The sequence below is a fragment of the Pseudoduganella dura genome (genome assembly GCF_009727155.1).
In the GTDB taxonomy this organism is placed as follows: domain Bacteria; phylum Pseudomonadota; class Gammaproteobacteria; order Burkholderiales; family Burkholderiaceae_D; genus Rugamonas; species Rugamonas dura.
On record NZ_WNWM01000002.1, the window covers coordinates 1,270,479 to 1,292,992 of the forward strand.

Here is a 22,514-nt window from a genome sequence, read left to right on the forward strand (position 1 = left end):
GTTCGTTGCGTGCGTCCGTTAAAATGTCGCCATCTCTTACGCGGCATTACCGCGAGCAATAAAAATTCGAAAGGAAACATCATGCCATCGTTTGACGTCGTATCCGAAGCGGACATGATCGAAGTGCGCAATGCAGTCGACCAGTCCAACAAGGAAATCACTACCCGTTTCGATTTCAAGGGCAGCGACGCGCGCGTGGAACAGAAGGAGCACGAGCTGACGGCCTTCGCCGACTCCGACTTCCAGCTGAGCCAGGTGAGGGACGTGCTGACCAACAAACTGGCCAAGCGCAAGGTCGACGTGCGCTTCCTCGACGAAGGCAAGATCGAGAAGATCGGCGGCGACAAGGTCAAGCAGGTGATCAAGGTGAAGAACGGCATCGAGACGGAGACGGCCAAGAAGATCACCAAGATCATCAAGGAAAGCAAGATGAAGGTGCAGGCCAGCATCCAGGGCGAATCGGTACGCGTGACCGGCGCCAAGCGCGACGACCTGCAATCGGCGATGGCGCTGCTGCGCAAGGAAGTGGCCGATACGCCGCTCGAGTTCAACAACTTCCGCGACTGATCCGGCTCCCGGCAGCCCCTGAGGATAGCAATGAAACGTGTTGATGATTTCCGCCTGCGGTTCGGCGACAAAGAGTACGTGCCCATCATGATCGGCGGCATGGGCGTGGATATTTCCACGGCCGGGCTGGCGCTTGAGGCGGCACGCCTGGGTGGTATCGGCCATATTTCCGATGCGATGGTGGAAGACGTTTCCGACCGCCGCTTCGACACCAGCTTCGTCAAGGAAAAGACCAAGCTCTACAAGTTCAACATCAATAACATGGACAAGGCGGTGGTGCAGTTCGACCTCGAGCGCCTGGCCGAAGCGCAGCGCCTGCACATCGGCAAGACCATGGAAGCGAAGAAAGGGCCCGGCCTGATCTTCGTGAACTGCATGGAGAAGCTGACGATGAACGGCCCGCGCGAAACGCTGCGCGTGCGCCTGAACGCGGCGCTCGATGCCGGCATCGACGGCATCACGCTGTCGGCCGGCCTGCACTTCAATTCGTTCGGCCTGATGGCGGACCACCCGCGCTTCCGCGACGCCAAGCTGGGCATCATCGTGTCGTCCGTGCGGGCGCTGCAGATCTTCCTGCGCAAGAACGCCAAGCTCGACCGCCTGCCCGATTTCGTGATCGTCGAAGGCCCGCTGGCCGGCGGCCACCTGGGCTTCGGCCTGGAAGACTGGGCCGAATACGACCTGCACCAGATCACCGGCGAGGTGCTGGCCTACCTGAAGCAGGAAGGCCTCGCCATTCCCGTGCTCGCCGCCGGCGGCATCTTCACCGGCAGCGACGCGGTCTCGTTCCTCGAGATGGGCGCGGCCGGCGTGCAGGTGGCCACGCGCTTCACGATCACGAAGGAATGCGGCCTGCCGGACAAGGTCAAGCAGGAATACGCGAAGGCCACGGAAGAAGACGTGATCGTCAACGGCATCTCGCCCACCGGCTACCCGATGCGGATGCTGCGCAACACGCCGGCGATCGGCACCAACACGCGCCCGGGCTGCGAGTCGTACGGCTACCTGCTGGACGCCAACGGCAACTGCTCGTACATCAATTCGTACAACCGCGAAGTGATGGCCAACGGCGGCAGCGACAAGGGCGTGAAGGTGATGGACAAGACCTGCCTGTGCACGCACATGCGCAACTTCAATTGCTGGACCTGCGGCCATTACACCTACCGGCTGAAGGACACCACGCACAAGCTGGCCGACGGCAACTACCAGCTCCTGAGCGCCGAGCACGTGTTCCGCGATTACCAGTTCAGCACCGACAACCAGATCGCGCTGCCGGCGCGCGAGGAAGCGGAAGCGGCTTAAGGAGTTCGGGTACTTCTCTTCGCGGCCGGATGCGAACAGTCGATGCAAACGAAACGGCGCGGCCCTCCAGGGGTCGCGCCGTTTTTCATGGTGCCGTCAGTGCCGCCCGGCGGCCGGCATGGCCCCCGGGTACAGCCGTTCCAGTACCCGCCGGGTGATACCCGCCAGCAGCGCGGTGGTGTGCGCGATGTCCGGATCTTCCTGGTCGCGCAGCGTGCGCCACAGCGGACCGAACTCCGCCTCGCGCAACGCGATGGCCTGCTCCACCTCATCCTGCCAGAACGCCGGCGCTTCGCTTTCGACGAAATTGCCGCGCCCGCGGCCGAAGTGGGCGACGGCGAGGTAACGCAGCACGTTGGTAACCAGCAGCGTGCGCAGGAATTCGTCGGACAGCGTGATCGACGGCGTGTTGCGGTCGGTGCCGGCATTGAAGCCCCAGGCGGCGCCGGCGAACGTGAGCGCGCCGATCACGCCACCCAGCAGCGCGCCGGTGCCGAGCGTGAGCCCGCCGGCGGCCAGGTCGGCGGAAAGACCGGTGGCGGCACCGGACACGATCGCGCCCAGCAACGCCGCCTGGCCTTTCTCGACCGGCGCCTTGACGACGAAGTTATTGCTGACGCGCGCATTGATCGTGGTGGCCGCGCTGGCATCGAGCCGGTGCAGCGACAGCAGGCTGACGGTGGCTTGCCCGATGCCGAGATTGAGGCGCGCGACGAGCGTGTTCATGGCCCGCTCCTGACGCTTGCGGTCGTCCCCCTTGCCGATACCCACCAGCTTCAGCGCGGAGCCCAGCATGCTCTTCTGCGCGGTCTCGACCACCTGCCGGTCGCGGGCCGCGTCGTGCAGCTGCTGCGCGATCACGGCCATCGACTGGTGGAAGCGCTGCGCGTTGTGCGCTTCCCACGCGGCCAGCAGGCGCTCGTGCGCCTGGCGCTTCGGTTCGGGCACCAGCCGCCCGAGCACTTCGTAGAATACATGCTCGTGCACCCAGCAGCGGGCGAACGCGTCGAGCGGCAGCACGTCGCGCACGGCGCCATACTGGCGCATGTGCTCGCGCCAGCGCAGTTGCTCGGCCTGTTCCTCGGCCGCCGGCCGCGGCGGCCCCATCTGGTTCAGCAGGACCAGCACCGGCTTGCCGAGCCATTCCAGGATGCGCATTTCCGAAGGCAGGTAGCCCGCATCCTCGGGCCGCTCGGCGGAATTGACGAGGTACAGCACGATGTCGGCATCGTCGCGCGCGGCGCGCAGCGCCTGCTGGCTGAGCCAGAACGGGCGGTCGCGATAGCGGTCGATCACTTCGCGCAGGAACCAGCCGATCGGGTTGCCGGCCATGGCGAGGCGCTTCATCAGCCGCACCGAATCGCCGAAACCGGGGGTATCCCACAGTACCAGGCGGTCGCCCTGCTCGGTGGCCTGCAGCGTGTGCGATTCATTCATGGCGGTCACGTGCGCGGCGTCGCGCACCTCGCCCACATCCATGCCCAGCAGCGTGCGGGCCAGCGTGGTCTTGCCGTTGTTGGTGTGCGAGATCAGGGCCAGCTGGATGGTTTCGCTCATGCGCCCTCCCCCCTGGCCGGCACTTGCGCCGCAAGCAGGTCGACCACGACGGGATCGGCGCCATGGAACACGCAGAACTCGCGCCACAGCTCGATCCGCTCGCGCACGCGTTGCGGATCGGGCGTGCGGCTGCTGAACGCCGATTCGTCGAGCAGCACGACGGCGCGCCCGGCCAGCGTGCCGGTTGCATGGGCAATGAAGGCGCCGTGGTTTTCCTTCTCGGGCGTGGCGGCCAGGCTGAACAGCAGGGCCGTCGATGTGACGCCGGGATCGCGCGGATCGAGTTCGCGCAGCGCGGCGGCCGGATCGGCGCCATACGCCACCGGGGGCAGCAGGCGCACGCGGGCCCGCTCGCCCAGCAGTTGCGCGGCCACCGCCTCGAGGCCGCGACTGCGCGCCTCATCCACCGTGAAGCTGTACGGCAGCACGCGCAGCGTGCCCGGCTCGCCACCGGCGGCGTCGTTCAGCTGGCGGAAGTACGGCTGGTCGAGATCGAGGGGAAAGCGGCGTTCCAGCAGCGCGGCGCGGCTGGCGGCAAACGCCGTGAACACGAGGCGCGGCAGGACAACCAGCAGCACCAGGGTTGCCGCGTACAGGTGTACCCAGCGGGCGCCGTCCACGGCCGCCGCCGGCGCGCGGGCGGCGAAGTGCAGCGCCTGCACATCGGCCAGTGTAAAACCCTGCAAGCCGAATACGGTGATCGCCGGCCAGAACAGGATGGCCAGCAGTTCGTGCACCTGCGCGGCGTCGAGGAACGTGCTTTCCCAGCCGGCGCCATATTGCGCCAGCATGCCGCGCGCATACAGCGACGCGATGGCGCCGGCGGCGAACAGCGCGGCACAGAGGTGGATCGTGCGCGACAGCCGCGCGCCGTTCAGCGGCGCGCTCAGCTGCGCCCAGTCGGCCATGAACGCATGGAGGCACGAGGACAACGCGTGCGGCATCTTGCGTGGCATTGCGCCCTTGCCTACCGACAGCGAGCGGATCCATGCCGCCCGGGCACGCGTGACGCCGGCCTTCGGAACGCACAGCCAGACCAGCATCACCACGTAGACGAGCAGGTTCCAGGCGATGATCGCCAGCAGCGGCGCCGACAGCAGGTCGACGCGGTGCGGGTCGGTGATCCGGTCCAGGCCGGCACCCAGCAGCAGGGCCAGCAACGGCAGCAGCCAGGCCGTCGCATGCAGCCCGGGCACGCGTTTAGCAAACGCCGCGAACGCCGCGTGCCGCTGGGACAACTTCTTGATGATCTGTTCGGAGCGCTGCTGCAGGAAATGTTCCGAAGTGGCAGGCCCCCTGGTTTCCGATGCCTGCCACTGCGCCAGCTCGCGGGCGGTCCGGTTGGCATAGCGGCGATCGTCGTCGCTGAGGATTTCACGCTTCTGGTCGGTGGTCTCGATCGCGCGGACCAGGACCACGTTGCGGGCCAGCTCTTCGTTCATGGACGTTCCTCTTCATTGAACGTCCATTGTAGCGTTCCCTCCGAACGGCAGTCGTACGTGCAGGGTACGGTGCGGGATGCGGCGCCGGGGGCAGTACGGGGCGAGAAGCCGGCCCCGCCGGCGATTGCCCGCGGGGCCGGGCGGCATGAGCCGTCAGCGCTTGCGCACTTTCAGCACATCCCCGGAGGCTTCCACGATGTCGAAAGGCGGCGCGGGCTGCTGCGCCGACATCCGGTCATCCGGCCCCGGCATGGCGGTCATGGCGTGGCCGGACGGATCGATGACGAGCGTTTCCCGCCCGCGCCGGCTGGACGGAAACGGAAAGGTGTCGCGCGGGCGGTAGACCTGGATATCCCCCTCGTCTTCTTCGAACGAGTGGGCCCAGGTCAGTGCCGCGCCCATGGTTGGTGGACGGTTTTCCATGGGTCTCCCGTCAGTGGTGCAACGTCAGCGACTGGGGCTGCGTATCCCTGGTGATGTCAGGGAGCGCGGGTTGCTGGGATACGGGTGTCGGTACCGGCAAATTACCCTGCGCCTCCCCACTCTCGCGAAACGCCGAGATCACGCCGCCCATGAACTCGTAATCGGTTGCCGACGGGCCCCATGCCGCGCCATCCCACCACTTGTGATAAAGCGCGCTGTCCGTGCCGGTAACGAAGATATCTAGCCGGTTCGGGCCCCAGGACGCCACGCGGGGTACCGACGTGCAAATGCCTCCCAGGTTCTCGTAACCGGTGAGCGATGGCCCCCATGCGGTTCCGTCGAACCATTTGTGGTACAGCGCGCTGTCGGTGCCGATGACGAACACATCGAGGCGGTTCGGCCCCCATGCCACCACTTCCGGCTGGCCCACGCAGATGCCGCCCATGCGTTCGAAGCCGTCGGCCGACGGCCCCCATGCGGAGCCATCCCACCATTTATGGTACAGCGCTCCATCGGTGCCGGTGACGAAGACGTCGAGCCGGTTCGGGCCCCAGGCGACGGCGCGCGGGGCCGACATGCAGATGCCTCCCAGCCGCTCGTAGCCGGTCGGCGACGGGCCCCATGCGGTTCCGTCGAACCATTTGTGATACAGCGCCCGGTCGGTGCCGATGACGAACACGTCCAGCCGGTTCGGCCCCCAGGAGACGATTTCCGGCTGCCCGATACAGATCCCGCCCATGTCCTCGTAACCGGTGAGCGACGGCCCCCAGGCGGTCCCGTCGAACCACTTGTGGAACAGCGCCCGGTTGGTGCCCAGCACGAATACATCGAGGCGGTTCGGGCCCCACGACACGATGCGCGGGTCGCCGGAGCAGATGCCGCCCATGTTTTCATAACCGGTCAGCGACGGGCCCCAGCCGGAGCCGTCGAACCACTTGTGGTACAGCGCACTATCGGTGCCGGTGACGAAGACATCGAGGCGGTTCGGCCCCCACGCCACCGCCTGCGGCACGCTGGTGCAGACGCCGCCCATGTGTTCATAGCCGGTCACCGACGGCCCCCAGCCGGCTCCATCCCACCACTTGTGGTACAGCGCGCGATCCGTGCCGAGCACGAACACGTCGAGCCGGTTGGGCCCCCATGCCACCACGGGCTCGGAGCTGGGCCGGTTGGACGTCGCCGCGTCCAGCCCGATGCTCGCGCGCACGCCGTCCAGGCATGCCTGCATGCGTGCGACCTGGCCGGCGGTGAACATCACCATCGCCCGGTCGTCGACATAATCCATGTAGTTCATGTACATGTCGCCGTTCGGGCCGTTGTTGCACGAGACATGGGGGAAAGTCGGTGCGCCGGTATTGGCGCCGCCCTGGTTCGGCGTATCGGCCACGTTGTCCGAGCCCGAACAGCCGGTGCCGTCGTCCCCCCAGATATGGAAGAGATCGAGCCAATGGCCGATTTCATGCGTGGTGGTGCGGCCGAGGTCGAACGGGGCCGCTGCCGTGCCGGTGGTACCGAACGCGGACTGCAGGCAGACCACGCCATCGGTCTGGGCCGGGCCGCCGGGGAACTGCGCGTAGCCGAGCAAGCCGCCGCCCAGCTGGCATACCCAGATGTTCAGGTAGCGATCCGCCGGCCATGCGTCCAGGCCGCCGCTGGCCGCCGACTTGACAGCATCGTCGTCGCTGAACGAAGCCACCGTGGTCTGCCGGCGCTCGACCCCCGTCGAGGGTGCGCCATCGGGGTCGGTGGTGGCGAGGAAGAATTCGATGCGGGAATCGGCTGCCAGCGGCAGGAACGGCGCCGGCGTCGTGCTCACATCCGGGTTGTTGCGGCGGAAATCGCGGTTCAGCACATCGATCTGGCTGGCGATCTGTGCATCGGAAATGTTTTGCTCCGCGGTATTCCAGACCACGTGCACGACGGCGGGAATCCGGGTGACGCCCGTGCGCTGCGGACTGGCTGCGCCCAGTTCATAGCGCTGCGCCTGCAGTTCGATGAAATCGCGCGCCCGCGCATAAGCGGGATTGGTCGACAGCAGCCGCCGGTGCACGTCCATGGTTGCGCAACGCCGCACCCGGGGCGGATTGGCACCACCCGACCCGCCAAAACCGGCCCCGCCCGATCCGCCCGACCCGCCCGATCCGCCCATGCCGCCTGACCCGCCATGACTGTTGCCGCCACCGTTCATTTCGCCACCGGGCATGCGGTCATTGCGGCTGTCCGCCCGTTCGGTCATGCCGCCGCCCGGCATGCCGCCTTCCGGTGCCCGCTTCGATACACCTGGCATGCCGCGATCGTTCGGGTCGACCAGCCCTGCCGGTTGTTCGCCGGCCATCTGGAAGTGGGACAAACCGTTGCCCTCGCTGGCTCGTACGCCTGTCGCACCGTTGGGTTCCGCACAGCCACAACCGTCGGTCGTTGGCGCAGCCGCGCCTTTCTGTTGTTTCGCTTTCATGCTGCCTCCTCCCTAGTCTAAGCACCACGTCATCACGCGCAATTCAGAGCGGACATGCGCCCTGCCTCCAGTCCACGGTGGACGGAGTTCCTGTTTTGATACTAGGACAAAATTCGACGAAGGCTTGCTTTATCGTCAGCACCGCAGCAAATTAATTTTGATCCGATGAGCACAGTGCGATAGGCAAAATGGAAGAGCGACGCCGGGCAGTGCCCGGCTGATCAACACCACGGACCTTGCTACGCTCCGGCATGTTGAAAGGCACGACTGTAAAACTGAATACTGGTAGCCGAGTATTGGTGTCAGTCACTTTTTCCAAAGGAAAAGGTGTCTGACACCGGCTTTCCCATGCGTTTCTGCCACACAAAGCAAAAAAACCCGCCAGCGATCGCTAACGGGGTTTTTCTATATAACAGCCTGGTTGAACCCACTTTCACGCTGGTTGCAGTAGCGACGTCTGGCAATGCCAGACGGAGCAATCGGCGCAAAGTGTCACGTCGGCCAATGGCCGGCGTGACGACGGCTCGGGACCTGGCGCCCAGTCCGCAGCGCCCTGCTGAAGCAGCGCTCCAAAGCAAAAAACCCCCATCTGCACTGAACGCGATCTTGAGCGCGTTCAGGCTGGTGGGGGTTTCTCTATATAACAGCCTGACGATAACCTACTTTCACACTGGTTGCAGCACTATCATCGGCGCAAAGTCGTTTCACGGTCCTGTTCGGGATGGGAAGGGGTGGGACCGACTTGCTATGGTCATCAGGCATGACTTGTACGTAGCGTCGCTCCCTGCTGGGCAGCGCAGCTACTAATCTGGAAGAAGTAAAGTTAAGGTAGTTCAAGCTGCATCGTCAAACACAGGCAAATGCTCCATAACCGTCAAGGTTATAGGGACAAGCCTTACGGGCAATTAGTATCAGTTAGCTTAATGCATTACTGCACTTCCACACCTGACCTATCAACGTCCTGGTCTCGAACGACCCTTCAAAGAGCTCAAGGCTCTGGGAAATCTCATCTCAAGGCAAGTTTCCCGCTTAGATGCTTTCAGCGGTTATCTCTTCCGAACTTAGCTACCCGGCAATGCCACTGGCGTGACAACCGGTACACCAGAGGTTCGTCCACTCCGGTCCTCTCGTACTAGGAGCAGCCCCCTTCAAATTTCCAACGCCCACGGCAGATAGGGACCAAACTGTCTCACGACGTTTTAAACCCAGCTCACGTACCACTTTAAATGGCGAACAGCCATACCCTTGGGACCGGCTACAGCCCCAGGATGTGATGAGCCGACATCGAGGTGCCAAACTCCCCCGTCGATATGAACTCTTGGGAGGAATCAGCCTGTTATCCCCAGAGTACCTTTTATCCGTTGAGCGATGGCCCTTCCATACAGAACCACCGGATCACTATGTCCTACTTTCGTACCTGCTCGACTTGTCGGTCTCGCAGTTAAGCACGCTTATGCCATTGCACTATTAGCACGATGTCCGACCGTACCTAGCGTACCTTCGAACTCCTCCGTTACACTTTAGGAGGAGACCGCCCCAGTCAAACTGCCTACCATGCACTGTCCCCGATCCGGATAACGGACCAAGGTTAGAACCTCAAATGAACCAGGGTGGTATTTCAAGGTTGGCTCCACGAGAACTGGCGTCCCCGCTTCAAAGCCTCCCACCTATCCTACACAGATTGATTCAAAGTCCAATGCAAAGCTACAGTAAAGGTTCATGGGGTCTTTCCGTCTAGCCGCGGGTAGATTGCATCATCACAAACATTTCAACTTCGCTGAGTCTCGGGAGGAGACAGTGTGGCCATCGTTACGCCATTCGTGCAGGTCGGAACTTACCCGACAAGGAATTTCGCTACCTTAGGACCGTTATAGTTACGGCCGCCGTTTACTGGGACTTCAATCAAGAGCTTGCACCCCATCATTTAATCTTCCAGCACCGGGCAGGCGTCACACCCTATACGTCCACTTTCGTGTTTGCAGAGTGCTGTGTTTTTATTAAACAGTCGCAGCCACCATTTTATTGCAACCCTTTCACCCTCATGGAGTAAACCATTCAAGCTACCGGGGCGTACCTTTTCCCGAAGTTACGGTACCAATTTGCCGAGTTCCTTCTCCCGAGTTCTCTCAAGCGCCTTAGAATACTCATCTCGCCCACCTGTGTCGGTTTGCGGTACGGTCTCGTATGACTGAAGCTTAGAGGCTTTTCTTGGAACCACTTCCGATTGCTTCGCAGCACATGGCCGCTCGTCCCGTTCCCTTGAATTACGTGCCCGGATTTGCCTAAGCACCTTCTATGAAACAGAAACTGACTATTCCAACAGTCAGACAACCTTCCGCGATCCGTCCCCCCATCGCATCATACGACGGTGCAGGAATATTAACCTGCTTCCCATCAGCTACGCATCTCTGCCTCGCCTTAGGGGCCGACTCACCCTGCTCCGATGAACGTTGAACAGGAAACCTTGGGCTTACGGCGTGCGGGCTTTTCACCCGCATTATCGCTACTCATGTCAGCATTCGCACTTCTGATACCTCCAGCATCCTTTACAAGACACCTTCGCAGGCTTACAGAACGCTCTCCTACCATATCTATTGCTAGATATCCGCAGCTTCGGTGACTGGCTTAGCCCCGTTACATCTTCCGCGCAGGACGACTCGATCAGTGAGCTATTACGCTTTCTTTAAATGATGGCTGCTTCTAAGCCAACATCCTGACTGTTTTAGCCTTCCCACTTCGTTTTCCACTTAGCCAATCTTTGGGACCTTAGCTGGCGGTCTGGGTTGTTTCCCTCTTGACACCGGACGTTAGCACCCGATGTCTGTCTCCCAAGCTCGCACTCATCGGTATTCGGAGTTTGCAATGGTTTGGTAAGTCGCGATGACCCCCTAGCCATAACAGTGCTCTACCCCCGATGGTGATACTTGAGGCACTACCTAAATAGTTTTCGGAGAGAACCAGCTATTTCCAAGTTTGTTTAGCCTTTCACCCCTATCCACAGCTCATCCCCTAATTTTTCAACATTAGTGGGTTCGGTCCTCCAGTGCGTGTTACCGCACCTTCAACCTGGCCATGGATAGATCACTTGGTTTCGGGTCTACACCCAGCAACTAGCGCCCTGTTCGGACTCGATTTCTCTGCGGCTCCCCTATTCGGTTAACCTCGCTACTGAATGTAAGTCGCTGACCCATTATACAAAAGGTACGCCGTCACGGAACAAGTCCGCTCCGACTGTTTGTATGCACACGGTTTCAGGATCTATTTCACTCCCCTCCCGGGGTTCTTTTCGCCTTTCCCTCACGGTACTGGTTCACTATCGGTCGATTACGAGTATTTAGCCTTGGAGGATGGTCCCCCATGTTCAGACAGGATTTCTCGTGTCCCGCCCTACTTGTCGCATACTTAGTACCACCGGTCTGGTTTCGCGTACGGGGCTATCACCCACTATGGCGCCTATTTCCAGAGGCTTCCACTACCAGTCCGACTATCATATGCAGGCTCATCCCATTTCGCTCGCCACTACTTTGGGAATCTCGGTTGATTTCTTTTCCTGCAGCTACTTAGATGTTTCAGTTCGCCGCGTTCGCTTCACACACCTATGTATTCAGTGAGTGATGACCTATAAGGCCGGGTTTCCCCATTCGGAAATCTTCGGATCAATGCTCGTTTGTCAGCTCCCCGAAGCTTATCGCAGACTTCTACGTCCTTCATCGCCTGTAATCGCCAAGGCATCCACCATGTGCACTTATTCACTTGTCCCTATAACCTTGACGGCTATCGGTATCAAGCATTTACTACTGTGTTTTGATGAGCTTTATTACTACCCTGAACATGCGATGTCTCGCACGTTCAATAAAACTTTACTTCTTCCAGATTGTTAAAGAACGAAACAGCAGTAGTCTCTAAAAGACTAAACCTAAAAGCGATATACACGCACTTACGTTTAAACTTTTGGTGGAGGATGACGGGATCGAACCGACGACCCCCTGCTTGCAAAGCAGGTGCTCTCCCAGCTGAGCTAATCCCCCAGGGATTTTCTTGTGCCTGATACGTGGTGGGTCTGGTTGGGCTCGAACCAACGACCCCCGCGTTATCAACACGGTGCTCTAACCAGCTGAGCTACAGACCCGCGCTACAACACGATTGCGGTACTACTGTTTCTTCTTCATTCGACAGTCGATAAGTGTGGACGTTTAATGAGCAAGGATTCCGAAGAATCGTGCCTACTCTAGAAAGGAGGTGATCCAGCCGCACCTTCCGATACGGCTACCTTGTTACGACTTCACCCCAGTCACGAATCCTACCGTGGTAAGCGCCCTCCTTGCGGTTAAGCTACCTACTTCTGGTAAAACCCGCTCCCATGGTGTGACGGGCGGTGTGTACAAGACCCGGGAACGTATTCACCGCGACATGCTGATCCGCGATTACTAGCGATTCCAACTTCATGCAGTCGAGTTGCAGACTACAATCCGGACTACGATACACTTTCTGGGATTAGCTCCCCCTCGCGGGTTGGCGGCCCTCTGTATGTACCATTGTATGACGTGTGAAGCCCTACCCATAAGGGCCATGAGGACTTGACGTCATCCCCACCTTCCTCCGGTTTGTCACCGGCAGTCTCATTAGAGTGCTCTTTCGTAGCAACTAATGACAAGGGTTGCGCTCGTTGCGGGACTTAACCCAACATCTCACGACACGAGCTGACGACAGCCATGCAGCACCTGTGTTACGGTTCTCTTTCGAGCACTCCCAAATCTCTCCGGGATTCCGTACATGTCAAGGGTAGGTAAGGTTTTTCGCGTTGCATCGAATTAATCCACATCATCCACCGCTTGTGCGGGTCCCCGTCAATTCCTTTGAGTTTTAATCTTGCGACCGTACTCCCCAGGCGGTCTACTTCACGCGTTAGCTGCGTTACTAAGTCAATTAAGACCCAACAACTAGTAGACATCGTTTAGGGCGTGGACTACCAGGGTATCTAATCCTGTTTGCTCCCCACGCTTTCGTGCATGAGCGTCAGTCTTGACCCAGGGGGCTGCCTTCGCCATCGGTGTTCCTCCACATCTCTACGCATTTCACTGCTACACGTGGAATTCTACCCCCCTCTGCCAAACTCTAGCCTTGCAGTCTCCATTGCCATTCCCAGGTTAAGCCCGGGGATTTCACAACAGACTTACAAAACCGCCTGCGCACGCTTTACGCCCAGTAATTCCGATTAACGCTTGCACCCTACGTATTACCGCGGCTGCTGGCACGTAGTTAGCCGGTGCTTATTCTTCAGGTACCGTCATGAGGCACGGATATTAGCCGTACCCTTTTCTTCCCTGACAAAAGAGCTTTACAACCCGAAGGCCTTCTTCACTCACGCGGCATTGCTGGATCAGGGTTGCCCCCATTGTCCAAAATTCCCCACTGCTGCCTCCCGTAGGAGTCTGGACCGTGTCTCAGTTCCAGTGTGGCTGGTCGTCCTCTCAGACCAGCTACTGATCGTCGCCTTGGTGAGCCTTTACCTCACCAACTAGCTAATCAGATATCGGCCGCTCCAGGAGCATGAGGTCTTGCGATCCCCCACTTTCATCCTTAGATCGTATGCGGTATTAGCGTAACTTTCGCTACGTTATCCCCCACTCTTGGGCACGTTCCGATATATTACTCACCCGTTCGCCACTCGTCAGCGGAGCAAGCTCCCTGTTACCGTTCGACTTGCATGTGTAAAGCATGCCGCCAGCGTTCAATCTGAGCCAGGATCAAACTCTTCAGTTTAATCTCTGTTTAAAGTCATTGCTGACTTGGTCGCCCATTCAAAATACTGACGAACCTTCTTGCGAAGGTTACGTTTATTTCTTATGAGCGTTTGATGCTATATTTTGAGCTGTCGGGGCCGAAGCCCCGGGCACATCATCAAACGCCCACACTTATCGACTGTTGATTGTTAAAGAATTCTGCTAGCTCGACAAAGCGTTGTGTTTGTCAGCAGAGGAGCGAGATTATCTGGTGTTTCGTGATAACCGTCAAGCTTCTTTTTGCCCCGCTTCAACTTGCCGTCGTCACTTTCGTGCCAACACGTTGCTGCGAGGGACAGAACTATAGCAACCCTCGTGCCGTCCTGCAAGCACTTTCTCGCGACTGCCGCCTGTCACCCTCTTTCCCGCTCCAGCCCCGCGTTTGCGCAGACTGTCGCATGTGGCTCGCCCTGGTGGACAGTTTTGCGTAACGTTATCTACACTTGCTCCCTTATATAGAGAACGGACGTCGTTGATGTTTCCCACGCCAAAAATTCAAGAGACCCTGAAGACTGTCCTGGCTTCGCTGCACAGGGGCTTCGACCAGACCGCTACATGGGTCACCCAATTGTCGTGGTGGAAGTTCTTCCTGTTTGCCGCGCTGGCACTGATCGCCGCATCGATCCTGCAGGATGAGCTGTTCTCGCCGACGATGGATGAAGACGTGGTAATCCGCTCCCACAAGCGCTCGGCCGGAGGCGGCGATACCAGCATCGTCATCGACGACAGCGGCATTCATTTCAATCCGCGCGGCGGCAAGCTGCGCAACCCGGCGCCGCCCGAGACACCGGAAACGCCGGAAGGCGCGGATGCGTCGACCGTACCGGCCCCGCCGGATGCCCCGGATGCCGACGATGCCGCCCCGGCTGCCCCGGCTGCCCCGGCTGCCCCTGCTGCTCCTGCTGCTCCTGCTGCCTCGGCTGCCCCTGCCGCCCCTGCCGCGAAGGCTGCACGCGCCGCGCCGGCCGTGACCGCGCTGCCGGGCGAGGAAGTGCACATCGAACTGCCGCCGCAGATTGGCGAAGAACTGTCGAATGCGCTGGAAGAAGCGGTGGACAATGCCGCCGAAGAAAAAGTCTCGCGTTACCACGAGCAGGCGTCGACCTGGTTCCAGAGCTTCATCTTCCTGCTCGTGCTGACGCTGTTCGGCATGAAGGCGCTAATGGGAGGCAAGAAAAAGGCAGAAGCGCAGACGCTGACCGCCAACGCCGCGGCCGAACGCGAATCGATGCAGCGCCAGCTCTCCGAAGCGAAGATGCAGATGATGCAGGCACAGGTCGAGCCGCACTTCCTGTTCAACACGCTGGCTTCGGTCGAGCACCTGATCGAGACGGACCCGCCGCGCGCCTCGGCGATGCAGCGCAGCCTGATCAAATACCTGCGCGCGGTGCTGCCGCAAATGCGCGACAACACCCTGATCACCAACCTTGGCCGCGAAGCGGACATGGTGCTGGCCTACCTGGCGCTGCTGAAAATGCGGATGGAAGAACGGCTGACGATCGACTTCGACATTCCCGACGGCCTGCGCAGCGCGGCGTTCCCGCCGATGATGCTGCAATCGATGGTGGAAAACGCCATCAAGCACGGCCTCGAGGGCAAACCGGAAGGCGGCACGCTGAAAGTGCGCGCCGACGTGGCGCACAGCAAGCTGCGCGTGATCGTCGCGGACAACGGTCTCGGCTTCGGCGCCAAGCCCAGCGACGGTACCGGCCTGGGCCTGATGACGATCCGCGAGCGGCTCAAGCTGCTGCACGGCGATGCCGGCCATTTGCGCATCGAAGCGAACCAGCCGAGCGGCGTGATCGCCACCATCGAGGTGCCCTACCAGCTTTCGGAAGGAACCCGCAAGTGAAAACCAGGGCGCCGTGGAATTCGCCGGCAGAATCACGGCGGAGCCATTGCGCGGCGTGCCGATTCATTGAATAATTGGCATCCACTGCCCCTTCATTTTGCGAACCCATGCCTACCGCGATTTTAGCCGACGACGAACGTTTGATGCGCGACCAGCTGCGCATGCGCCTGGGCCAGGTATGGCCGGAACTGGAGATCGTGGGCGAAGCCAAGAACGGCGACGAGGCGATCGATCTCGTCGATGAACTGCAGCCCGACTTCACGTTCCTCGACATCCGCATGCCCGGCAAGACAGGCATGGAGGCGGCCGCCGCGATCGGCAACAAGAGCCATGTCGTGTTCGTTACGGCCTACGACGCTTACGCGGTGGAAGCATTCGAACGCGGCGCGGTCGACTACGTTCTCAAGCCACCGGAGCAGGAGCGCCTGAAGATCACCGCCGAGCGCCTGAAGGACCGGCTGAACAAGCCTGCCGGCGACGTCAATGCCAGCGTGACCGCGATGCTGTCGCAACTCGCGGAAAAGATCACCGCGCCAAAACCGAAGTTCCTGCAATGGATCCAGGCCAGCATCGGCCAGGATCTGCGCATGATACCCGTCGAGGAAATCCTGTTCTTCCGCTCGGATGAAAAATATACCTGCGTGCAGACCGACAAGTTCGAAGCGCTGATCCGCAAGCCGGTGCGCGACCTGGCCGACGAACTCGATCCCGCGCTGTTCTGGCAGATTCACCGCGCCACCCTGGTCAATGTGAATGCGATCGAAGGCGTTACCCGCGATATCCGGGGGCGCCACCTGGTCATGGTCAAGGGACGGCCTGAAAAGCTGGAAGTCAGCCGCAGTTTCCTTCACCTGTTCAAGCAGATGTAAGCGCGACAGCAAAGCACACCGACGGATGGCCGGTGCCGCTGCGCCACGTCAATTCTTACCGAGCCCATCTGTATTAGGGTTTTCCGAGCGGCCCTTGGCCGAGAGGAGATCCAATGTCCATGTCACGACCCTTGCTGGTGGCGGCACTGCTGGTAGCGGTGCGCCTCGCCTGGCGGCTGGCCGCACCCCGCGCCATGTCGGCCGAGCAGCACGAAGCCGATGCGCGCGCGCGGATGGCCGGGCGCCGCGCGACCGACTATGCGCTGGAAAACATCCGGGAAGAAGAACGCGCCCACATCGCGCGCGAACTGCACGACGACCTGGGCCAGCTGCTGGCCACGCTGCGCGTAGACATGAGCCTGCTGCTGCAACTGCCGATTGCCGATGGGCCAACGCGCGATTTGCTGAACGGCATGGATGGCCGGCTGCTGTCCGCGATCACGTCGCTGCGCCGCATCGCCAGCAACCTGCGCCCGCATGCGCTCGATGAAGGCGGCCTGTACTTCGCATTGCAATCGCTGCGCCACGAGTTCGAGCAGCGGCATGCCGTGGCGTGCGAACTCGCCGCGCGCGAGGACGAACTGGTGCTCAATGACCGCTACAGCACGGCGATCTTCCGCATCGTGCAGGAATCGCTGACGAACATTGCGCGGCATGCACACGCGCAGCATGTGCACATCACGCTGCGCCGGCACCGGTCAACGCTGTACCTGACCATCGAGGACGACGGCCGGGGCATTGCCCAGGCCGACATGGAAAAGCCCTCGTCGTTCGGCCTGCTGGGCATGCGCGAGCGTGTCTGGGCCATTCGTGGCGATATCTCGATCACCGGCAGCCACCGGGGCACCAGGATCGAGATACACCTGCCCCTGCCGGAGCAGGCGCAGCTCTCCGGATAACACGCCTTCAAAAACAAAAACGCCCGGTTTGCACCGGGCGTCCTGGCTGCAATGCATTGCAGCGCTCCGTTACAGCGATTCCTCGCTGCGACTCGCTGCGAATGCGATCAGAACGTGTGGCGGATGCCCAGGTTGAAGCCGGTGTCGCCGCTGCCCACTTCATTGTTGTTGCCCACCGTGTAGCCGGCACCGTTCTTGTTGTCGATCTTCGCGTAAGCGATGTAGGCGCTCGTGCGTTTCGACAGCGCCTGCGTGTAGCCCACCGCCCACTGGCGCGCATCCTGGTTGTTGGCGGTCTTGTCGTTCTTGTTCATCCACGAAGCGATGACCGTGCCGCCGGTGTCGCCGACCGGCACCTGTACGCCCAGCAGGGCATCGTCGGCTTCGAGCGACGCGCGTGGAGCGACCGCGTAGCCGAAGGCGTTGGTCACCGGGATCGGCGAGCTGTTCAGGCCCTTGTCGCGCTCGAAGGCGGCGAAGACCTTGACGACCTTGAAGTCATAGTTCACGGCCAGCAGCGTGTTCTTGCCGTCATCGCGGTTCGCCGCCGGCGTCGTACCGGTAGCGGCAACGTCGTTGTTGCGGTTGTTGTACACCAGGCTGGCGTTCAGCGGACCTTGCGTGTAGTTGAAGCCGACGGAGAACAGGCGGCCGGCGGTGTTGTCGCCGGACTGCTCGCCCAGCGCGTACATGCCTTCCACGTAGAAGCCGGACCATTTCGGCGTCGTGTACACGATCGCGTTCGACACGCGGGTGTTCACACCGCCGGCCGGGAACAGGTTCTTGGCACTGCCTGCATAGCCGGCGCCGAACGGATCGGCGATCTTGGAGAGCGCGTTGTACAGCGGGTTGTACTGGCGGCCCAGGGTCAGGGTGCCCAGCGTCTTGCTGGACAGGCCCACGAACGCCTGGCGATTGAACAGCGTGCCGGTGCTGTCGACCGTGCCGTCGTCCAGCTTGTAGCCCGATTCCAGCGTGAAGATCGCCGACAGGCCATTGCCCAGGTCTTCGGTGCCGCGGAAGCCGAGACGGGACTGGCTGCCGATGCCGCTCGTGACCTTGGTCACGCTGCCGGCAGCGCCACCCGTTTCACGGACGATACCTGCGTCGACGATACCGTAGATGGTCACGTTCGACTGAGCATGGGCGGTGACTGCGAAGCTGCCGGCGATGAGTGCGGCCAGAGTAAGTTTTTTCACGTTGATGTTCTCTTGTTGAAGTTGGTTGGACTGTGAGACCGCTGCGGGTCTGACGCGGCGTATCATGCCTTCCAAATACTTCAACAATATGACATCGGCAAGTTATTACCGAAACACAACGGGAATTTCCTTACGAGCACTACCTTACTTCAGGCGCGCCATCGCCAGCCAGTAATGCGGCACCCGTTTGGTGCGGATGTCGCGTGCCGCCGTGCCGAGCCGCTTGCGCAGGAAACTGTCGGTCGGAAAATTCTTGAGGATCTCCAGGCGCTCGCCGGAAGGCAACGTGCGGAACTGGTAGGTGTTCCCTTCCAGGTCGGTGCGGGCGATGACGGTGCTGCTGCCGTCCACGTAAACGTTGTCCAGCAGGACCAACAGCACATCCTTGCCCAGCTTCGCACGCAGCCGGGCCAGATAACTGTCCTGCTCCTCGCGCTTCACGTGCGACCACCAGAAGGCGGCGAACACCGCCGTATATTCGCCAACGGCTTCCGGCAGGTCGAACGCATCGGCCTGCGCAAAGGTGACGTTGCCGCCTTCAATCTGGCGGGCACGGGCCAGCGCCAGCGCTTCCTCATTGATATCGATGGCATGCACCGATGCGGCGGCCGGCGCGATCACGCGCGTCCAGTAGCCGGTTCCGCAGGCAAGCTCCAGCACCTTGTGCCCGCTCAGCAGTTCTGCGATCTTCGGGCGCAGCGCGGCCAGGTCGGCCTGCCGTTCGGGCTTGTCGTACACGCGCTCGCAATCGGCCGCGGTCAGCGCGTAGTAACGCGCCAGTGTTTCATGATTCATAACTCGTAGTTTTCGTGCTCGCCGCGCATCGCCTGTTCCACCAGCTTGCGGTTCAGGGTTGGCGCCAGCAATTCAATGAACGTATAAATATAGGAGCGCAGATAAGCGCCCTGCTTGACGGCCACGCGCGACACATTCATGCCGAACAGGTGGCCGACTGAAATCGCCCGCAGGTTGCGGTCCCGCTCCGCGTCGAATGCCATGCCGGCGATGATGCCGATCCCCATCCCCAGCTCCACGTAGGTCTTTATCACATCGGCGTCGATGGCTTCGAGCAGCACGTCCGGCTTCAGGCCACGCAGCGAAAATGCGTGATCGATCTTGCTGCGGCCGGCAAAGGCCCCATCATAGGTAATCAGCGGGTACGACGCGATGTCTTCCAGCGTGACGGATTTTCCTTTGAGCAACGGGTGCTCTGGCGGCACCACCACCACATGTTCCCATTGGTAGCAAGGCAATGTGATCAGGCCGTCCACGCCGGCGATCGATTCGGTGGCGATGGCCAGGTCGGCCTGGTCGCGCTGCACCATCTCGGCGATCTGGCGTGGATTGCCTTGCAATAGCGATAATCTTACTTTAGGGAACTTCACCATGAAGGCCTGCACCACTTTCGGCAACGTGTAGCGGGCCTGGGTATGCGTGGTGGCGATCGTGAAGCTGCCGCTGTCCTGCGCCGCGTATTCCTTGCCGATGCGTTTCAGGCTGTCGATTTCCTGCATGATCAGCTCGACCGACTGCAATACCAGCCGGCCCGGCTCGGTCAGCCCCCGGATCCGCTTGCCATGGCGGGTAAAGATGTCGACGCCCAGCTCTTCTTCGAGCTCGATGATGGCTTTCGACACGCCGGGCTGCGAAGTGAACAGTGCCTTGGCGGCGTCGGTCAGGTTGTAATTCTGGCGGACGGCTTCCCGTACGAAACGAAGTTGATGAAGATTCATGTAGTTCCCGGCAGTAAGCCCGCTATTTTACGCTGAAGCTTATACCGCCTACGCATATAAGCAAATAAAGACTAAGTAGTTTGGAATAAAGCGTGAGTTTATTACGATACGGCCTACCTTGGGGACAACCTGCCGGTAAGCCCCGCCGGTAAGCCCTCGCTTTGCGATTATAGGAATTCCAATGTACCAATATGATCAATACGACCATCTCATCGTGCGGGAACGCATCGCGCAGTACCGCGACCAGGTGCAGCGCCGGCTGTCCGGTGAGTTGACCGAAGAAGAATTCCTGCCGCTGCGCCTGCAGAACGGCCTGTACATGCAGCGCCATGCGTACATGCTGCGGATCGCCGTGCCCTACGGCCTGCTGTCCACTGCGCAGATGCGCATGTTCGCCCACATCGCCCGCAAGTACGACCGCGGCTATGGCCACTTCACCACGCGCCAGAACATCCAGTTCAACTGGATCGAGCTGGAACACACGCCCGACATCCTGGCCGACCTGGCCTCGGTCGAGATGCATGCGATCCAGACCTCGGGCAACTGCATCCGCAACGTGACCTCCGACGAGCTGGCCGGCGTGGCCGCCGACGAGATCATCGATCCGCGCCCGTATGCCGAAGTGCTGCGGCAGTGGTCCACGTTCCACCCCGAGTTCATCGCCCTGCCCCGCAAGTTCAAGGTGGCGATCAACGGCGCGCTGGAAGACCGCGCCGCGATCGCGATCCACGACATCGGCCTGACCGTGGTGAAGAACGAAGCCGGCGAGATCGGCTTCAAGGTCATGGTCGGCGGCGGCATGGGCCGCACGCCGATCATCGGCACCACGATCCGGGAGTTCCTGCCGCGCGAACACCTGCTGACATACACCGAGGCGATCATGCGCGTGTATAACCAGTACGGCCGCCGCGACAACAAGTACAAGGCCCGCATCAAGATCCTGCTGAAGGCGATCGGCGCCGAGGAATTCGCGCGCCAGGTCGAGGAAGAATGGGCGGACCTGAAAGGCACCGAGGAAACCCTGACGCTGGAAGAAATGGAGCGCGTGATCGCCTACTTCCAGCCGCACCCGTACGAAGCGCTGCCGGCCATCGACCCGCGCACCGGCCACGAGGACAACAAGGCGTTCGCGAACTGGCTCGGCCGCAACGTCAAGGCGCACAAGCAGCCGGGCTACGCCGCCGTGATCCTGTCGCTGAAGAAGACCGGCGTGCCGCCGGGCGATGCCACCGCCGAACAGATGGATTTCATGGCCGACCTGGCCGACCGCTACAGCTTCGGCGAACTGCGCGTGACGCACGAGCAGAACATCGTGCTGGCGGACGTGAAGCAATCGCAACTGTTCGACCTGTGGAAGGAAGCCAAGGCGCATGGCCTGGCCACGCCGAACATCGGCCTGCTGACCGACATCATCTGCTGCCCGGGCGGCGACTTCTGCTCGCTGGCGAACGCGAAATCGATCCCGATTTCGGCCGCCATCGCGGAACGCTTCGACCACCTCGATTTCCTGCACGACATCGGCGACATCGAACTGAACATCAGCGGCTGCATCAACGCCTGCGGCCACCACCACGTGGGCAATATCGGCGTGCTGGGGGTCGACAAGGATGGCAGCGAATGGTACCAGGTGTCGATCGGCGGCGCGCAGGGTAACGCCACCGCGATCGGCAAGATCATCGGCCCGTCGTTCTCGGCGCACCAGATGCCGGAAGTGATCGACCGCCTGCTGCAGGTCTACCTGCGCGAACGCACGCTGGACGAAAAGTTCGTCGACACCGTGCAGCGCCTCGGAATCGCCCCGTTCAAAGAACACGTTTATGCCACGCCGATTACCGAACCGGGTCGCCTGGTAGGAGAAGACGAATATGCCTGACCAGAAAATCATCAAGGGTAACCAGATCGTCGCCGACGACTGGACCGTGCTGCGCCTCGAAGAAGGCCAGGAGCCTGCCACGGCGGAAGTCGCCGCCGGCAAGGTGATCGTGCCGCTGAAGGTCTGGCAGGCGCAGAAGGAAACGCTGGCCGGCCGCGCCGATATCGGCGTGTGGCTGAACTCCGACGAGCGCCCCGAGGAACTGACGGAAGAGTTGGCGGAAAATAAGTTCGACGTGATCGCCGTGAATTTCCCGAAGTTCACCGACGGCCGCGGCTACTCGATCGCCTACAACCTGCGCAAGCGCCTGGGCTACACGGGCGAGCTGCGCGCCATCGGCGACGTGCTGCGCGACCAGCTGTTCCAGATGAAGCGCACCGGCTTCGACGCCTACGCGCCGCGCCCGGACCGCAGCATCGAGGATGCGCTGAAGGGCCTGACGGTGTTCTCCGAAACCTACCAGGCCTCGGTCGACGACAAGCTGCCGCTGTTCCGCCGCCATGTCCGCACCACGGGCGTACGCGAGCACAACGACATCGGCTCGGGCATCTGAGGAAGCA

The 22,514-nt window shown here is 61.1% G+C and carries 14 protein-coding genes, 2 tRNA genes and 3 rRNA genes; 7 read left to right on the forward strand and 12 right to left on the reverse strand.

The features are described 5' to 3' along the window. Positions 1–81: 81 nt before the first annotated feature. Positions 82–567: a YajQ family cyclic di-GMP-binding protein gene (locus GJV26_RS05780; protein WP_155707996.1), complete on the forward strand. Its 486-nt coding sequence runs from the start codon at positions 82–84 to the stop codon at positions 565–567. A gap of 30 nt (positions 568–597) precedes the next feature. Then, positions 598–1,869 carry a nitronate monooxygenase gene (locus tag GJV26_RS05785; protein WP_155707997.1) on the forward strand — a complete coding sequence of 424 codons (1,272 nt, stop codon included), beginning with the start codon at positions 598–600 and terminating at the stop codon, positions 1,867–1,869. Between the two features lie 96 nt (positions 1,870–1,965). On the opposite strand, the gene GJV26_RS05790 is transcribed toward GJV26_RS05785, so the two are convergent. The 9 genes from GJV26_RS05790 to GJV26_RS05830 form a co-directional block, all read right to left on the reverse strand. After that, complete coding sequence (locus GJV26_RS05790) at positions 1,966–3,426, reverse strand: DUF3482 domain-containing protein (protein WP_155707998.1); 1,461 nt, start codon at positions 3,424–3,426, stop codon at positions 1,966–1,968. Beyond that, positions 3,423–4,868 (reverse strand): DUF2868 domain-containing protein, encoded by a 1,446-nt coding sequence (locus GJV26_RS05795; protein WP_155707999.1) that lies wholly within the window; start codon positions 4,866–4,868, stop codon positions 3,423–3,425. The genes GJV26_RS05790 and GJV26_RS05795 overlap by 4 nt, the downstream gene beginning before the upstream one ends. Before the next feature lie 153 nt (positions 4,869–5,021). Then, complete coding sequence (locus tag GJV26_RS05800; RefSeq protein ID WP_155708000.1) at positions 5,022–5,291, reverse strand: hypothetical protein; 270 nt, start codon at positions 5,289–5,291, stop codon at positions 5,022–5,024. A 10-nt stretch (positions 5,292–5,301) separates the two neighbouring features. Continuing rightward, positions 5,302–7,746 carry a DUF8189 domain-containing protein gene (locus tag GJV26_RS05805; protein ID WP_155708001.1) on the reverse strand — a complete coding sequence of 815 codons (2,445 nt, stop codon included), beginning with the start codon at positions 7,744–7,746 and terminating at the stop codon, positions 5,302–5,304. Between the two features lie 646 nt (positions 7,747–8,392). Further along, positions 8,393–8,505: ribosomal RNA gene (gene rrf, locus GJV26_RS05810) — 5S ribosomal RNA — on the reverse strand. Positions 8,506–8,630: 125 nt separating this feature from the next. Next, positions 8,631–11,505 (reverse strand): 23S ribosomal RNA (locus GJV26_RS05815). Between the two features lie 193 nt (positions 11,506–11,698). Beyond that, positions 11,699–11,774, reverse strand: a tRNA-Ala gene (locus GJV26_RS05820). 24 nt (positions 11,775–11,798) lie between these two features. Next, a tRNA-Ile gene (locus tag GJV26_RS05825) sits at positions 11,799–11,875 on the reverse strand. Positions 11,876–11,978: 103 nt separating this feature from the next. Then, positions 11,979–13,509: ribosomal RNA gene (locus GJV26_RS05830) — 16S ribosomal RNA — on the reverse strand. The 16S, 23S and 5S rRNA genes sit together here with 2 tRNA genes alongside, the layout of an rRNA operon. 495 nt (positions 13,510–14,004) lie before the next feature. On the opposite strand from GJV26_RS05830, the gene GJV26_RS05835 reads away from it, so the two are divergent. The 3 genes from GJV26_RS05835 (at position 14,005) to GJV26_RS05845 (ending at position 17,149) form a co-directional block, all read left to right on the forward strand. Next, entirely contained in the window at positions 14,005–15,381 is a 1,377-nt protein-coding gene (locus tag GJV26_RS05835) for a sensor histidine kinase (protein WP_155708002.1), read from the forward strand. A gap of 107 nt (positions 15,382–15,488) precedes the next feature. Next, complete coding sequence (locus tag GJV26_RS05840) at positions 15,489–16,250, forward strand: LytR/AlgR family response regulator transcription factor (RefSeq protein ID WP_155708003.1); 762 nt, start codon at positions 15,489–15,491, stop codon at positions 16,248–16,250. A 113-nt stretch (positions 16,251–16,363) separates the two neighbouring features. Continuing rightward, a complete protein-coding gene (locus GJV26_RS05845) occupies positions 16,364–17,149 on the forward strand; it encodes a sensor histidine kinase (RefSeq protein ID WP_155708004.1) in 786 nt (261 codons plus the stop codon). Positions 17,150–17,256: 107 nt separating this feature from the next. On the opposite strand, the gene GJV26_RS05850 is transcribed toward GJV26_RS05845, so the two are convergent. The 3 genes from GJV26_RS05850 to GJV26_RS05860 form a co-directional block, all read right to left on the reverse strand. Continuing rightward, positions 17,257–18,348: a porin gene (locus GJV26_RS05850; RefSeq protein ID WP_229427908.1), complete on the reverse strand. Its 1,092-nt coding sequence runs from the start codon at positions 18,346–18,348 to the stop codon at positions 17,257–17,259. Between the two features lie 144 nt (positions 18,349–18,492). After that, the gene (locus GJV26_RS05855) at positions 18,493–19,143 is read right to left on the reverse strand and encodes a class I SAM-dependent methyltransferase (RefSeq protein WP_155708006.1); all 651 of its coding nucleotides are present in this window, start codon (positions 19,141–19,143) and stop codon (positions 18,493–18,495) included. Further along, on the reverse strand, positions 19,140–20,081 hold the full coding sequence (locus tag GJV26_RS05860; RefSeq protein ID WP_155708007.1) for a CysB family HTH-type transcriptional regulator: 942 nt from the start codon (positions 20,079–20,081) through the stop codon (positions 19,140–19,142). Before GJV26_RS05860 ends, GJV26_RS05855 begins: the two co-directional genes overlap by 4 nt. A gap of 181 nt (positions 20,082–20,262) precedes the next feature. Between GJV26_RS05860 and GJV26_RS05865 the strand changes: the two genes are divergently transcribed. Together GJV26_RS05865 and GJV26_RS05870 are read left to right on the forward strand one after the other, a co-directional pair. After that, a complete protein-coding gene (locus tag GJV26_RS05865) occupies positions 20,263–21,954 on the forward strand; it encodes a nitrite/sulfite reductase (protein WP_155708008.1) in 1,692 nt (563 codons plus the stop codon). Beyond that, the gene (locus GJV26_RS05870; protein WP_155708009.1) at positions 21,947–22,507 is read left to right on the forward strand and encodes a DUF934 domain-containing protein; all 561 of its coding nucleotides are present in this window, start codon (positions 21,947–21,949) and stop codon (positions 22,505–22,507) included. The genes GJV26_RS05865 and GJV26_RS05870 overlap by 8 nt, the downstream gene beginning before the upstream one ends. Positions 22,508–22,514: the final 7 nt, after the last annotated feature.

What these genes read in the sequence shown, in the direction of transcription:
- GJV26_RS05780 (WP_155707996.1), top strand. Translation starts at nt 82, where the DNA reads ATGCCATCGTTTGACGTCGTATCCGAAGCGGACATGATCGAAGTGCGC.
- GJV26_RS05785 (WP_155707997.1), top strand. Translation starts at nt 598, where the DNA reads ATGAAACGTGTTGATGATTTCCGCCTGCGGTTCGGCGACAAAGAGTAC.
- GJV26_RS05790 (WP_155707998.1), bottom strand. Translation starts at nt 3,426, where the DNA reads ATGAGCGAAACCATCCAGCTGGCCCTGATCTCGCACACCAACAACGGC.
- GJV26_RS05795 (WP_155707999.1), bottom strand. Translation starts at nt 4,868, where the DNA reads ATGAACGAAGAGCTGGCCCGCAACGTGGTCCTGGTCCGCGCGATCGAG.
- GJV26_RS05800 (WP_155708000.1), bottom strand. Translation starts at nt 5,291, where the DNA reads ATGGAAAACCGTCCACCAACCATGGGCGCGGCACTGACCTGGGCCCAC.
- GJV26_RS05805 (WP_155708001.1), bottom strand. Translation starts at nt 7,746, where the DNA reads ATGAAAGCGAAACAACAGAAAGGCGCGGCTGCGCCAACGACCGACGGT.
- GJV26_RS05835 (WP_155708002.1), top strand. Translation starts at nt 14,005, where the DNA reads ATGTTTCCCACGCCAAAAATTCAAGAGACCCTGAAGACTGTCCTGGCT.
- GJV26_RS05840 (WP_155708003.1), top strand. Translation starts at nt 15,489, where the DNA reads ATGCCTACCGCGATTTTAGCCGACGACGAACGTTTGATGCGCGACCAG.
- GJV26_RS05845 (WP_155708004.1), top strand. Translation starts at nt 16,364, where the DNA reads ATGTCCATGTCACGACCCTTGCTGGTGGCGGCACTGCTGGTAGCGGTG.
- GJV26_RS05855 (WP_155708006.1), bottom strand. Translation starts at nt 19,143, where the DNA reads ATGAATCATGAAACACTGGCGCGTTACTACGCGCTGACCGCGGCCGAT.
- GJV26_RS05860 (WP_155708007.1), bottom strand. Translation starts at nt 20,081, where the DNA reads ATGAATCTTCATCAACTTCGTTTCGTACGGGAAGCCGTCCGCCAGAAT.
- GJV26_RS05865 (WP_155708008.1), top strand. Translation starts at nt 20,263, where the DNA reads ATGTACCAATATGATCAATACGACCATCTCATCGTGCGGGAACGCATC.
- GJV26_RS05870 (WP_155708009.1), top strand. Translation starts at nt 21,947, where the DNA reads ATGCCTGACCAGAAAATCATCAAGGGTAACCAGATCGTCGCCGACGAC.